The organism is Mesorhizobium sp. M0410, assembly GCF_040321435.1.
GTDB lineage: Bacteria > Pseudomonadota > Alphaproteobacteria > Rhizobiales > Rhizobiaceae > Mesorhizobium.
Window position 1 is genome coordinate 320,451 of sequence record NZ_JAMYRN010000006.1, and the last position, 11,993, is coordinate 332,443.

At 61.0% G+C, this 11,993-nt stretch carries 16 protein-coding genes and 1 tRNA gene; 9 read left to right on the forward strand and 8 right to left on the reverse strand.

Features of this window, described 5'->3' with window-relative positions; all coding sequences use genetic code 11:
• Nucleotides 1–68: 68 nt before the first annotated feature.
• The 3 genes from NKI63_RS11430 to NKI63_RS11440 form a co-directional block, all read right to left on the reverse strand.
• Nucleotides 69–1,037 carry an endonuclease domain-containing protein gene (locus NKI63_RS11430; RefSeq protein WP_352751375.1) on the reverse strand — a complete coding sequence of 323 codons (969 nt, stop codon included), beginning with the start codon at nt 1,035–1,037 and terminating at the stop codon, nt 69–71.
• Between the two features lie 192 nt (nt 1,038–1,229).
• Nucleotides 1,230–1,305: transfer RNA gene (locus NKI63_RS11435), tRNA-Lys, on the reverse strand.
• A gap of 105 nt (nt 1,306–1,410) precedes the next feature.
• On the reverse strand, nt 1,411–2,316 hold the full coding sequence (locus NKI63_RS11440) for a PhzF family phenazine biosynthesis protein (RefSeq protein ID WP_352821524.1): 906 nt from the start codon (nt 2,314–2,316) through the stop codon (nt 1,411–1,413).
• 111 nt (nt 2,317–2,427) lie between these two features.
• On the opposite strand from NKI63_RS11440, the gene NKI63_RS11445 reads away from it, so the two are divergent.
• From NKI63_RS11445 to NKI63_RS11460, 4 genes are all read left to right on the forward strand, one after another.
• Entirely contained in the window at nt 2,428–3,720 is a 1,293-nt protein-coding gene (locus tag NKI63_RS11445; protein ID WP_352751378.1) for an efflux RND transporter periplasmic adaptor subunit, read from the forward strand.
• Nucleotides 3,721–3,722: 2 nt separating this feature from the next.
• Nucleotides 3,723–4,433, forward strand: a complete 711-nt coding sequence (locus NKI63_RS11450) for an ABC transporter ATP-binding protein (RefSeq protein ID WP_352751380.1) — start codon at nt 3,723–3,725, stop codon at nt 4,431–4,433.
• Nucleotides 4,434–4,435: 2 nt separating this feature from the next.
• Nucleotides 4,436–5,653, forward strand: coding sequence for an ABC transporter permease (locus tag NKI63_RS11455; protein ID WP_352753525.1), 1,218 nt, complete (start codon nt 4,436–4,438; stop codon nt 5,651–5,653).
• 114 nt (nt 5,654–5,767) lie between these two features.
• Nucleotides 5,768–6,010 (forward strand): hypothetical protein, encoded by a 243-nt coding sequence (locus tag NKI63_RS11460; RefSeq protein WP_352477528.1) that lies wholly within the window; start codon nt 5,768–5,770, stop codon nt 6,008–6,010.
• Here NKI63_RS11460 and NKI63_RS11465 read toward each other — a convergent pair.
• Nucleotides 6,007–6,729, reverse strand: a complete 723-nt coding sequence (locus NKI63_RS11465; protein ID WP_352691645.1) for a hypothetical protein — start codon at nt 6,727–6,729, stop codon at nt 6,007–6,009. The genes NKI63_RS11460 and NKI63_RS11465 overlap by 4 nt on opposite strands.
• 7 nt (nt 6,730–6,736) lie before the next feature.
• The gene (locus tag NKI63_RS11470; protein WP_352509641.1) at nt 6,737–7,849 is read right to left on the reverse strand and encodes an endonuclease/exonuclease/phosphatase family protein; all 1,113 of its coding nucleotides are present in this window, start codon (nt 7,847–7,849) and stop codon (nt 6,737–6,739) included.
• On the opposite strand from NKI63_RS11470, the gene NKI63_RS11475 reads away from it, so the two are divergent.
• The 3 genes from NKI63_RS11475 (at nt 7,848) to NKI63_RS11485 (ending at nt 9,081) form a co-directional block, all read left to right on the forward strand.
• Entirely contained in the window at nt 7,848–7,985 is a 138-nt protein-coding gene (locus NKI63_RS11475; protein WP_254820699.1) for a hypothetical protein, read from the forward strand. The two genes, NKI63_RS11470 and NKI63_RS11475, sit on opposite strands and share 2 nt — an antisense overlap.
• Nucleotides 7,986–8,036: 51 nt before the next feature.
• Nucleotides 8,037–8,621 carry a BA14K family protein gene (locus NKI63_RS11480; RefSeq protein WP_352509639.1) on the forward strand — a complete coding sequence of 195 codons (585 nt, stop codon included), beginning with the start codon at nt 8,037–8,039 and terminating at the stop codon, nt 8,619–8,621.
• 175 nt (nt 8,622–8,796) lie between these two features.
• Nucleotides 8,797–9,081: a PilZ domain-containing protein gene (locus NKI63_RS11485; RefSeq protein ID WP_352691662.1), complete on the forward strand. Its 285-nt coding sequence runs from the start codon at nt 8,797–8,799 to the stop codon at nt 9,079–9,081.
• Nucleotides 9,082–9,093: 12 nt separating this feature from the next.
• Here the strand turns inward: NKI63_RS11485 and NKI63_RS11490 are convergent, their stop codons facing one another.
• Both NKI63_RS11490 and NKI63_RS11495 read right to left on the reverse strand, forming a co-directional pair.
• Entirely contained in the window at nt 9,094–9,717 is a 624-nt protein-coding gene (locus NKI63_RS11490) for a hypothetical protein (RefSeq protein WP_352703605.1), read from the reverse strand.
• A complete protein-coding gene (locus tag NKI63_RS11495; protein WP_352691643.1) occupies nt 9,710–10,231 on the reverse strand; it encodes a hypothetical protein in 522 nt (173 codons plus the stop codon). Before NKI63_RS11495 ends, NKI63_RS11490 begins: the two co-directional genes overlap by 8 nt.
• A gap of 84 nt (nt 10,232–10,315) precedes the next feature.
• Here NKI63_RS11495 and NKI63_RS11500 point away from each other — a divergent pair, with 84 nt between their 5' ends.
• Nucleotides 10,316–10,678, forward strand: a complete 363-nt coding sequence (locus NKI63_RS11500; protein ID WP_352821532.1) for a hypothetical protein — start codon at nt 10,316–10,318, stop codon at nt 10,676–10,678.
• Nucleotides 10,679–10,730: 52 nt separating this feature from the next.
• On the opposite strand, the gene NKI63_RS11505 is transcribed toward NKI63_RS11500, so the two are convergent.
• Entirely contained in the window at nt 10,731–11,708 is a 978-nt protein-coding gene (locus tag NKI63_RS11505) for a DUF3592 domain-containing protein (RefSeq protein ID WP_352691642.1), read from the reverse strand.
• A 64-nt stretch (nt 11,709–11,772) separates the two neighbouring features.
• Between NKI63_RS11505 and NKI63_RS11510 the strand changes: the two genes are divergently transcribed.
• The coding region (locus NKI63_RS11510; protein WP_352821534.1) for a hypothetical protein at nt 11,773–11,993 on the forward strand (221 nt) is incomplete at its 3' end.

An 11,993-nucleotide genomic window follows, 5' to 3' on the forward strand; every position in this document is an offset into this window, starting at 1 on the left:
GTCAAGTTCAAGCCCGGCCTTGACAAGCCCGCCCATAACACAGCTGTGGCCGGCCGGGCCTGCACATTCTACGGCGCTCTATTGGACTTACTCACACGCTCGATGCCGACCAACGTGCATATTTCGTCAAGGCAGTGGTCCAAGTTCTGATGAATTTCCGTCCCTGTAAATCGTAAGACGGTCCATCCTTGGCCATACAACCAGCGGTCTCGTTTTGCATCGTGGGTACGCTGGTACTTGGTCTTATGATATTCATGTCCATCGAGTTCGATGGCTATGCGCTTGTCGGGGATCGCAAAATCCAAGCGATATTTCCCGACAGGATGCTGTGGATATATATGCAGGTCTAGAAAGGCGAGCTCGTAGAACATCCGCTCAAGGGGAGAATCGAAGATATTCGGAGAAAAGGCATGGCGAACGGACGGGTCGCGCGTCAGCATCTTCGAAATAATTTCTTCGCCCTCAAAGACCGGAAGGATCAATTCTCCTTCTGCAGAAGCCCTCCCCTCTGAGATATCCACCGCAGGTGTGATATGGCCGGGCGCCTTGGTGTACCACATATCTACGATCCGGCATCCGACGCATGGGCAGTGCGGTGTTGCCCGGCAACCCCGTGATATGACACGCCCGTCCACGGTCGGCGAAACATAAGAATGGGTAAAAGTGCCGTCCTCCTCACGTTTGATGATGACAACGGCATCTGGAAATCTGAAAATCTTGTCAAGCTTCTCTTTGTTAATCGTACCCTTGTAAGCCTTGTACTTGTGCCTAAGGCCGAAAAGAAAGGTTTCTCCTTCCTCTGTGAATGAATAAGCCATCAGATTTTCATCCAGAGCCTTCGATCCATCAAGCTCAAGGACCGAGAATTCGGCTTCGCCAATCAGCACTTTCGACGAGAACATCATGCAGCCGATGCAGCCGCAATTCGAGCCGGAACAGCTCTTGGTAAGGACAAAATCACCGAAAATTTCAGAAATTATCACGAAGATTCTTCGCGTCTCTTCCGTATAAACGATGGCATAGTGATCAGGTACCAAGCGTTCTCTTCTCAATGACTAGAAGACAGCAAGCTCGGAAATTGCCATCTGTCTTTCCGTACGTCTAGCCAAGAGAAAAATTTACTGCTGCTTCGCAGCTGAGCATCAAACCGGCGCCTTATCGCCACAGGCCCGAGACGCGTCAACGCGTCTCGCATTCCAGGGTCTTTTCCACCAAATTTTTGAAATCTTTGGTGGGTGCGCACAGGATTGAACTGTGGACCCGCTGATTAAGAGTCAGCTGCTCTACCAACTGAGCTACGCACCCACTCGGCCGGTAAAACCGGCGTTGGCGGGCATATAGCCGCCGCCATCCGCCATGTCCAGCCCCGTGGGATTCATTTCCCGACAAATCGCCGAAGTGCCGAGGTCGTCAAACAAAAAGCCTGCCTTCAGCCACCTTCACCGCATGGCCGCCGATGCGGGAGGCCGCCAGTTCGCCGCCTTCGACATTCAATTCGAGGCGGATGCGCGACGGCCGGCCCATCTCCAGCCCCTGCTCGATCCAGAGTTGTGAAACGCCGTCCGTCGGGCCGTCGAAATGCATGATCGCGCCGGCGAACGCGGCCGCCGCTGAGCCGGTCGCCGGGTCTTCGTAGGACGGATTACCGGGCACCATCATGCGGACATGGAAGGCACTGTCATGGTGCACCGTCTCGCGGCAATACACATAGGGGCTGGCGAAGGCCCATTCGCTCTTGCGTGGTGCCAACTCCGACCACGCCTGGTTGTCCAGCCTGATCCGGGCGGCCGCCTCCAGATTGGCGACGGGGATGGTCACGTAGGGCACTCCAGCCGACCAGAACGAAACGCGGTGGTTCTCGAAGCCGATCTCGTGCGGCCCAAGGCCAAGGGCCGCGCCGATCGCCTCGGGAGCGGCCGACAATTCCAGCTGCGCCGGCAGTTTCGCCAGGTCGAACTCGGCAAAGGTCGAACCATCGTGCTTGCTGACAGCGCAGCGCACCGGGCCGATATTCTCCTCGAGCACGAAGATGCCGGCGGCCTCTCCCGCCATTTCGGCGAGCGCTATCGCCGAGCCGACGGTCGGGTGGCCGGCGAACGGCATTTCATAGTCGGGTGTGAAGATACGGATGCGGGCCCGATGCTTGGGATTATCAGGCGGCAGCACGAAGACGGTTTCGGACAGGTTGAACTCGCGCGCCACCGCCTGCATCGCAGCAAGGTCCAGCCCGTTACAGTCGAGCACCACGGCCAGCGGATTGCCCGCCAGCCGGTTGGTGGTGAATACGTCGTAAAGTAAGTAATTCCGCGGCTGCATCTCAGTAAGTCCTCTGCCTCATTCCCAACATGGGCGAAATTTAATTTGAATTTCGAACCATAAGGCCTGATTTGTGCACTGATGGGAAATCACTGAACATAGGGGGCCGGCGTGGACCAGATTGTCAATCTGCCAAAGACGGAATCCGCTTCCGCCATCGAGACGGCGCTCGGGCTCGACCACCAGGGCCTGAAGACAAAACGCCGTCGCGGTTGGTTTTACGCGCTGCTTGCGCTACTCGCAGTGGCCGCGGGTGTCGTCGGCTACCCCTGGTATGCGGGCTCGCCCGCCAAGATCGAGTATACCACGACACTGGCCGCCATGACCGACCTTACCGTCGCGGTTTCGGCTACCGGCACGCTGCAGCCCCTCACCCAGGTCGATATTTCCAGCGAACTCTCCGGCGTCGTCCGCTCGGTTTCGGTCAACGAGAACCAGCTGGTGAAGAAGGGCGATGTGCTGGCTGCGCTCGACACCGCAAAGTTGGAGGTGCAGATCGAGCGCGCCCAGGCCTCCGCCAAGGCAGCGACGGCGAGCGTCGAGGACGCCACTGTGACCCTGGCCGAAAACGAAAAGGCGCTGGTGCGCGCGGCACAACTCACCAAGCGCGGCATGGCGACGGACCAGTCGCTCGAAGCGGCAACCGCCACGCGCGACCGCTCGAAGGCGGCGCTCGATATTGCCAAAGCCAACCTCGCCATGGCCAGTGCCGATCTCAAGGCGCAGCAGACGGATCTTGCCAAGAGCACCATCTACGCTCCGATCGACGGCATCATACTGACGCGCTCGGTCGATCCCGGCCAGACGGTCGCCTCTTCGCTGCAGGCGCCGGTCCTGTTCGTCATCGCCGCCGATCTGAAGAACATGGAGTTGAAGGCGGCGGTCGACGAGGCCGATATCGGCGCCGTCAAACCCGGCCAGCATGCGCGCTTCACCGTCGATGCCTTCCCGGAACGGCCGTTCGACGCCGAAATCCGCGACATCTACTATGCCTCAGTCACCACCGACGGCGTCGTCACTTACGATGCAAGGCTGGATGTCGACAACAGCGAACTTCTGTTGCGGCCCGGCATGACAGCCACCGTCTCGGTCGTCACCAAGCAGGCCAGGAACGTGCTCACCGTGCCGTCGATCGCCTTCCGCTACCGGCCGGCCCAGACGGCGGAGCGCGGCTGGAGCCTCACCGACCTGTTCACAGGCCGCATGGGACGCCCCGGCGGCAACCGCCAGCACCAGGCGGCGACGAAGCCCACCGACGGCTCGCGCACGCTCTACCTGCTGGAGAATGGGCGGCCGCATCCTGTCAACGTCAGGGTCGGCTCGACAGACGGCGAACTGACCGAGATCGTCTCCGGCCTGGAGGAAGGCGCACAAGTCATTACCGCCTCGCAGCAGCGGAGCTGATCGTGGCATCGGTCGCGACCACGCTCATAGGCTTCGACAAGGTGTGGAAAAGCTATGGCCAGGGCGAAGCCCGGGTGCATGCGCTGGCCGGCGTCGACCTCGCCATCAGACGCGGCGAATTCGTCGCCATCATGGGCCCGTCCGGTTCCGGCAAATCGACGGCCATGAACATCATTGGCTGCCTCGACACGCCGACCGCTGGGACTTACTGCTTCGAAGGCATCGATGCCGGCCGTCTCGACCGCAACCGCCGCGCTCAGCTGCGCAATCTCTATGTGGGCTTCGTCTTCCAGGGCTATAATCTCTTGCCGCGCACTACGGCGGCGGAGAATGTCGAACTGCCGCTGATCTACCGCGGCGTTGGCGCCCGCGAGCGTCGCGGCCTTGCCATGCAGGCACTTGCCGAGGTTGGCCTTGTTGGCCGCGAGCATCATACGCCAGCCGAGCTGTCCGGCGGCCAGCAGCAGCGCGTGGCGATCGCCCGCGCCATCGTCACCAAGCCGACGCTGCTCGTTGCCGACGAGCCGACCGGCAATCTCGATACCGCCCGCACGCACGAGATCATGGAGCTCCTGACGCAGCTGAACAGCGAGCTCGGCCTGACCATCGCCATGGTCACGCACGAAGCAGATGTTGCCGGCTATGCCCAGCGCACGATCCGTTTCCTCGATGGCCATGTCGCCTCGGATACAGCCAGTCTCGAGATGGCCTAGCCATGATCTGGGAAACCGTCCGCCTCTCGCTCCGCTCCATCCGCCGCAACGTGCTGCGCTCGTTCCTGACGCTGCTCGGCATCGTCATCGGCGTTGCCGCCGTCATCGCCATGCTGACCATCGGCTCGGGCACCACCGAAAAGGTCAAGTCCGATATTTCCAAGCTTGGTAGCAACCTGCTCGTCATTCGTTCCGGCCGTCCGGCCGGGCCTGGCGGACCTGGAGGGCTCGATCAGGTCGTCCGACCGCTGAGCGACAGAGATCTTGCAGCGCTTGTCGCGCACCTGGACGGCGCGCGCGCCATCTCACCGGCGTCGCAAAAGCAGGTGCGCGTCATTTTCGGCACCGAAAGCCTGACCTCGGGCGTTACCGGCACCGACAGCGCCTATCTCGATGCTCGCGACTGGAAGCTGGTTTCGGGCCGCCCGTTCAGCGATTCGGAAACCCGCTCGGGCACCGGCGTCTGCCTCATCGGCGAGACGGTGCGCCAGCAGTTCTTCGGCGCCGGTGACCCCGAAGGCGAGATCATCCGCGTCAACCGCACCTCCTGCAAGATCATCGGCTTGCTCGAACCGAAGGGCTATACCGGCTTCGGCCAGGACCAGGACAATGTCGTGCTGATGCCGCTCGCCGCCTATCAGCGTCGCATTGCCGGCAATCGCGACATCGAATCGGTCTATGTCGCCGCCGACGACCGTACGCCAACCACGGTGCTGCAGCAGCGCGTCGAGGACATCTTGCGCGACACACGCCGCATCACGCCCGACCGAGACGATGATTTCTCGATCCGCGACATGACCCAGATCGCCGATGCCATGGCCAGCGCCACCACCACCATGACTGGCATGCTCGGCGCCGTCGCCGGCGTCAGCCTGCTCGTCGGCGGCATCGGCATTATGAATATCATGCTGGTGTCGGTAACCGAGCGCACGCGCGAGATCGGCATCAGGCTCGCCATCGGCGCCCACGAAAAGCACATCCTCATCCAGTTCCTGGTCGAGGCGACGGTGCTGTCGCTGCTTGGCGGCATCATCGGCATCCTGATCGGCCTGGCATTGGCCGGCCTCGCCTCGCTGACGCTGACGATCCCGTTTGCGCCAAGCCCGGCGGTCATCCTGCTTGCGGTCGGCTTTTCCGCGCTGATCGGCATGGTGTTCGGCTTCTTCCCGGCGCTGCGCGGCGCACGGCTCAACCCCATCGACGCGCTGAGGCATGAATAGAGCGTTGCAGCAAATGTCGCCTCGCGACGCTGCCAATTTTATAAGCAACCTGCCCTTGTCGCAGGACAATCTGCAATGATAACAATGCTGTTGGGGACTAAGGGGGAACAATGGATGAGCAAGAGAGGGCGACTGGCTCTGGCGATGGTGATCGTCGAAGCCGCATTGGCAGGGCTTTGGTGGAATTTGATCCGTTATGGAATGGATAATCCCGATCGCGTCACAGCTGACTTCCAGCAGGTAATTGGGCAGACGATGGGAACGGCCATGGGGGCACTCCTGGGTCTCGGCGTACTGCTGTATTTTGTCGCTGCCCGCAGCGACCGCAAGGCTATTGAAGGCAGGTCGCGACGTTAGAGTCGGAATCCTTGCGCGAAGTGCCATTCGATCAGCGGTCTCATATGCGGCATCAATCCGTCCGGCAGGTCGGCTGCATTGCGGATGATCACAGGACCTTCGATTTCAGGCTCTGACTCGGCCGCGACGAAAGCGCGGATCCGCTGTGCCAGGTCGTCGGCGGAGGCCGTCTCGCGGTAGCGGCGAAAGATCACCGTGCCGCTTGCCGTCGACAGGGCGTAGTGGCGCCTGCCGCGTGTCGCGCCTGATAGGTCGAGGCCGGTTTCCTCCCGTACCTCGCGGATCATGTTGAAGTCGACGTCGACAAGGCCGTCGCGGAAATCGGTTGGCTCGAACGAGCCGGCGGCGAAGTAGATGCGCCCGGCATTGACCGTATGCGGCGCCATGCGGATCGCCACCAGCGCATTGTCGCCAGCGACCAGCAAGGCGTGCGCGTAGGCATGTTCGGCGCCAGGCACCTGTCTATTGCTGCGCCAAAGCATGAAGGTCGAATACCGCACCGCATGGCAGCGGCCGACGAGGCGATTGTCGCGGTAGCTGAGTGCGGAAAGCAGCACCACAGTGCCGTCGAAAAGCGCCGGCTTCGATGCGGTCTCACGCCGCCAGTTCGCCGCGATCGCCTCGGCATTATCGCGCTCGAATGGATGCGGGCCAGGATCGAGCCTGACGTCGATGGCATCGACCGGCAGGATGACGTTGCGCGGCAGGTCGAAACTCACGCCTGTCTCACGCCATGTCGAGGGCAATTGCTACCGGGCAATGGTCGGATGCCTTCGGCCGGTCCCACCCGGCGCGTGGGAAGCGCTCGACCTCCTGGCCTGCCGGAAATATGGTGCGCCAAGGCTGCCCGTTACGGATGATATCGGGAACGGCGGTGGCGTTCTGCCTGGCTAGCGCCCTCGACAAAAGGATGTAGTCGAGTTGGCAGAGATGCCGCTCTTCCGGTCCGCGCGTGTGATAGAAAGTCCAGCGGTCCATTTCCGGCCGCCGCTCGACCGCGTTTTCGCAAAAACCGCCGGCAGTGAGCACGTCGATGCAGGACCGGGTCTCGTCGATCACCTCGAAGCGATAGCCGTCGAAAACATCGCCAGTGATCTTCACGCGCTGCCGGTAGTCGTTCATGTCGCCGCAGATTGCCCAGCGCTTGTCGGCGGCATGGTCCTTGCCGAAGCGCTCCTCGATGATCCGGCGCACCGCCTGCGCCTCGGCGATGCGCAGCGGCATTGTCGCCTCGCGGCCGTCGAGGCCGTTACGGGGCGAGCCCATCGACTTGAAATGCACGAGATAGAGCGTCAACGGCGCGCCAGCCACGGTCAGATCGATTTCCAGGCAGTCGCGCCGGAAGATGCGCTCATTGGCCTGATGTCCAAGTGCTGCCAATTCCGCCGTGTGCAGCCCGAATTGCTCGAACGTGACATAGGCGTAGCTGGTCATGCGCACGAATTCGATCGGCTGGCCCTGCGCGGTCTCGTTGCGCATCATCACGGCGACGTCGATGCCGCGCGAATCATTGCCGGCGGTGGTGTATTTCTGCCGGTAGCCTTGCCCCACCATCTTGAACAGATAGCCATATTCGAATGCCCTCAGCGCCTCGATATTGTCGACCTCCTGCATGCAGATGATGTCGGCGCGGGTGGCCGCGATCGCCAGCGCCGTCAACTGCCGCGTGTCGTCGGACTGCGCGATGGCCCGCGCCTGCTCGAGCATCTTGTATTCGGCCTCGCTCTGAATGTCGAAAAGCGCCAGCGTGCGATCTTCGTTGAGCTGATTGCGGTATCCGGAATAATCAAACCTGTTCATCAGGTTTTCGACGTTGAAAGTGGCAAGGCGCAGCGACATGGCTTTGACCTTTGCCCGCAAGCGCGCCCGAAAACAAGGGCGCAGAAATCAGGCGGCTCTGCTTGATCGCGCGCTCGCTATGGCTGACGGAACCTTTTTGTTCATCTTCCGTTCAGATGGAAAGTTCCATCAATAGGCCCTTCCCCGGGGTATTCTGGGCGTGGGGCCTGAATCTTCGGAGAGTGCGATGAAACCGCTCTTTTTATCTTCTGTCAGATCCGGGCTGATGGCCCTCGGTCTGATCACCGGCCTCTCGTCCCCCTCGCTTGCCGGGCCAATACCCAAACCTCTGCTGCCGGTGGCGGGCAATGCTGCCGACATCGTGCAAATTCGTGAAGATTGGGCAGGCGGCAATGACAGGCAGATCTGGCGTTGGCGCAATCGCGGCTTTCGGCAATGGCACGGCGGCGACGATTGGAGATGGCGGTCCCACAATTTCCGCGGCCGTCATTTTTCGAGACACTGGGATAATGGCGGCTGGGACGACAGCTGGCGCTGGCGCCACCATCGCCGCCATTACCGCGGCGGCTACTATGATGATGGTGCGGGTGCCGCGATTCTTGGCTTGGGCCTGGGGCTCGGCCTTGGCAGCCTGTACAACAGCTACAACTACTACGACGCGCCGCCACCGCGCCGCTATTATCGCGCAGGGCGGCTTTCCAGTGCACATGTCCAATGGTGTTACAATCGCTACCGGTCGTACCGCGCCTGGGACAATACCTTCCAGCCCTATTACGGGCCGCGCCAGCAATGCTACTCGCCCTATAGGTAAGCAGGCCGACAACAAGCATCGTTCGGCGCCGTGCTTCGCGGCGCCTTTTTCTTCCAGCCAGGAACCGCGAACATCTCCCAGTCCCGACTGCTGATAACGCTATTTTTATCAGGCAGGTCTAATAATCCTCCCGATCAGAACGCCCGAGACGCGAAAAATGGCTGGATTGCGTGCGATGGCCGAGGACGAACAGAGGGACAAACGCCGGCAGCGCGTCTTGAAGGGCGCAACGATCCTGACCGGCATGACCAATTCCGAGGTCACATGCACGCTGCGCAACATGCATGCCGGCGGCGCCGAATTGAAGGTCTCGATCGACGCGCGCGTGCCCGATGAGTTCCTGCTCTATGTTCCGACCGACGGCATCGCCTACAAGGCCGTGGTCCGCTGGCGCCGCGAGGACCGCATCGGCGTGATGTTCACCGGCACCCAGCCAAAGCCCAGTTGGCATTACGGCTGATATCTACCGGCGCTATCCGGGTGGCAGGACTTGCAGTGTCTGCTCGTCAAACAGCGGCTCATCCTGGCCGACGCGAACGAATAGCAGCTTTCGCAGTTCGGGTGATTGCACCTCGAAATACTGAATGCCGTCCGGGGCTTCGCCCCATTCGCCGCAAGGCGGTTCGCCGACCTCGTCAGGGTTGGCGACGGTCTTCAATTCCTCACGATAGGCGGCATCGGGACTGAAAACATACCGGAGGATGCGCGCGGGCGTCGCCCCTTCGGTGTAAGGCATGAGCACGCAACGTGTGCTGATGGCTTTCTCGGTCTTCTGCGTAAAAATGCGCCGCAACGCAGCATCGGCGGCCTCGCCAGGCAGCATATCGAAGACTTCGACGACGGGATCGGCCGAACCGCCATCGCTGTATTTGATGGCAAGAGCATTGCCGCCAAGCTCGAAATGAATCCGGCGAAAACCGAAATCGCAGCGCTGTACCCAGGCAGCCAGCCCGACATCCCTGTCCGCCAACCGTTCCCAACTGCATTTGTCGACGGGCGGACGCGACGGCGTGCTTTGGTCGGCACGAGCCCCCGGGGCCATGGCCACAAGGACCGACAGGGTGCAGATGCAGGCCGGCAGTCTCTTGTTATTCATCGCTGCAACCCGTCAAGCTAAAGGCGTCCCAGGCCGAACCGTCGGGATTGGCTTTGGCGAAATCGGACCATTCGGTAAAAATCGCGCCGAAGTCAGGCAACAGCAACCCTGCCGGTGCCGGCGAAGTTTCGCGGGAACTCAGCTGCTCGGCACCGCCTGCACTGAACGCATAGACCTGCCCGTCCCACACTCTGCACAGTCCGGTGCCGTCCTCAAGACCCGCCTCGCGATCGTTGTCGGTGCAGGTGTGCCGGATCGTACCCACAGGAAACGAGTACTTGCCATTGGTCCAGGTGATGTCCGACGGCAGACGAAGGTCGGTGTTGGGCACGATCAGCGAAAAGACCTCGGTCGTCAGCGCAGCCGGCTCGTTGTCTGTGGGCCGGAACTGTATCGTCGCTCCCGAACGCGGCTCGCGATAGGTCGCATGGCTGAGCGAACATTCTGTTGCGTTCGCTGTTTGCGACAGGCTCAGCATGCTCAGAAAAACAGCTGCTGCCTTGCGGATGATCATTTAAGTCCCTGGAGCAGCATCATTGTGAAGTCTAAGCATCAATGCTTTAGCATGGCCCGATGTCATGGTCGAAAGAAAGAATCGATGATCCGAAATCTCTTGATGCTCATTTCGATCTCAACATTTTCGTGCGGCAGCGCCTTTGCCACGGAACCCTATGTCGGCACATGGTCCCGGGACAGATCGAACTGCACCGCCGTTGCGGATGTTCAACGCCAGACTGTCTACACATTGTACCGCGATGCGCTGTCGGTCCCTGCTCTCGGCTGTGAACACGCAATGTTTCTCAAGACACCCACGGGTTGGGTGGCGCCGGCCAGCCAATGCTACGGATCCGACCCGTCGGCGGAAGAGCCGTTCTCCCGTGTCATCCATATTGTGGTCGACGGGGCGACGTTGAGACTGACATGGCCGGGCTACGACAGCGGAGTTCTTGTCAGATGCTGAAGACAAGTGCCCTTCCTCTGGATCTACAGCGTCGAGGACGGCAGTTTCAGCCTTAGATCACCCCGACAAGCAGCGCGGCTCCACCTATGAAGCCAACTGCGCAGACCCACAGGAGCCAAAGCCCACTCACCCTGCATTCGAGAACCGCGGCAGCCGGATTGGCGGGATCGTAGTGGACCTCGACCTTGTCGCCCTCGAGGTAGCGCCGTGATTGACCGCTGACGAGGCTCGGCAGCGAAGCCGTCACGTTTGCGCCGAAAGCGATGCGATCGGCGGCGTAGCGCTGGCCGGCGACGCTATAGCTGTAGACGATGCGGGATTTGAAGACTGTTCGCCAGGGCCGATAGCCGCCTCCGGACCTGTCGCGGGTCTCAAATTTCTGCAGGCCCGAGGCGTCGATGCGTCCTGCCGTGATGGGCCATTTCGCCGCCTGTTCCGCTAGTGACTTCTGGGCGAAGCCCATGCGCAGGACAAACAATCCCATGAACAGCAGCAGGGCCGCGGCGCCGAGGTTCTGCGGCTTGGGCAAAAACGGCCGGATCGCTTCCAGGGCGCCGCCGACGGAGAAGACCAATACCAGCGCGCCAACCACCAGCCCAGCCGAAAGCTGGACCATGAATTTGAAGGAACCTTCGGGCATGGTGCGTTCGATCACGGCCTTGGCTGGATCGGCCGGATTGTAGAAGACGGTTACGCCAGAGCCGTTTGGAAATTTCGCAAGGGTTTCCGCCACGGCAAAGTTTCCAAGGTTCTCCTGCACGCTGTAGTGCGAACTGCGAAATGTCTTGCCGTTCACCTTGTATTCGAAGGTGATCGCCGGGAAGTTGCGCATTTCGGTCGACCCTCTGCTGTCCGAACCGGATCCCGAACTGGTCACCTCGCGAGCCTCGACCCGCGACGAGACGATCTTTCCCAGCGTCGGAGACCAGCGGCTGACCGCCCTCACCTCCCACCACTTCAGGAACGTGACGAGGGAGAGCATGCCGGCAACCGCGCAGGCAAACCCGACCAACAGAAATTTGAGTTCCAAGTCTCAGCCCCCTTTGGCACTTCTGTGCCATGCCCCGCACAGGCATACCACGGTGATGAGGATAATGCGCCTGTCCACAAGCGTGGGAACCACACAATCTTTATGCGAAAAGGCCGGCGGATCGCTCCGCCGGCCTTTCTTGATCGGCAATGAAATTGCGATAGTTCTTGGCCTTGTCGACCAGCTTGTTTTTGGAAATCCCCCGCGCGCCCGCAGCGCGAAGCCTGAGGACGCGCAACGAAACGAATGTGGATTTCCTTCAGTTCTTGGCCTTGTCGACCAGCT

Coding starts and splice junctions, on each gene's coding strand:
- NKI63_RS11440 (WP_352821524.1), bottom strand. CDS start 2,316: ATGCAGCCGCGGAATTACTTACTTTACGACGTATTCACCACCAACCGG.
- NKI63_RS11455 (WP_352753525.1), top strand. CDS start 4,436: ATGATCTGGGAAACCGTCCGCCTCTCGCTCCGCTCCATCCGCCGCAAC.
- NKI63_RS11460 (WP_352477528.1), top strand. CDS start 5,768: ATGAGCAAGAGAGGGCGACTGGCTCTGGCGATGGTGATCGTCGAAGCC.
- NKI63_RS11475 (WP_254820699.1), top strand. CDS start 7,848: ATGGCTTTGACCTTTGCCCGCAAGCGCGCCCGAAAACAAGGGCGCAGA.
- NKI63_RS11470 (WP_352509641.1), bottom strand. CDS start 7,849: ATGTCGCTGCGCCTTGCCACTTTCAACGTCGAAAACCTGATGAACAGG.
- NKI63_RS11480 (WP_352509639.1), top strand. CDS start 8,037: ATGAAACCGCTCTTTTTATCTTCTGTCAGATCCGGGCTGATGGCCCTC.
- NKI63_RS11485 (WP_352691662.1), top strand. CDS start 8,797: ATGGCCGAGGACGAACAGAGGGACAAACGCCGGCAGCGCGTCTTGAAG.
- NKI63_RS11490 (WP_352703605.1), bottom strand. CDS start 9,717: ATGAATAACAAGAGACTGCCGGCCTGCATCTGCACCCTGTCGGTCCTT.
- NKI63_RS11495 (WP_352691643.1), bottom strand. CDS start 10,231: ATGATCATCCGCAAGGCAGCAGCTGTTTTTCTGAGCATGCTGAGCCTG.
- NKI63_RS11500 (WP_352821532.1), top strand. CDS start 10,316: ATGATCCGAAATCTCTTGATGCTCATTTCGATCTCAACATTTTCGTGC.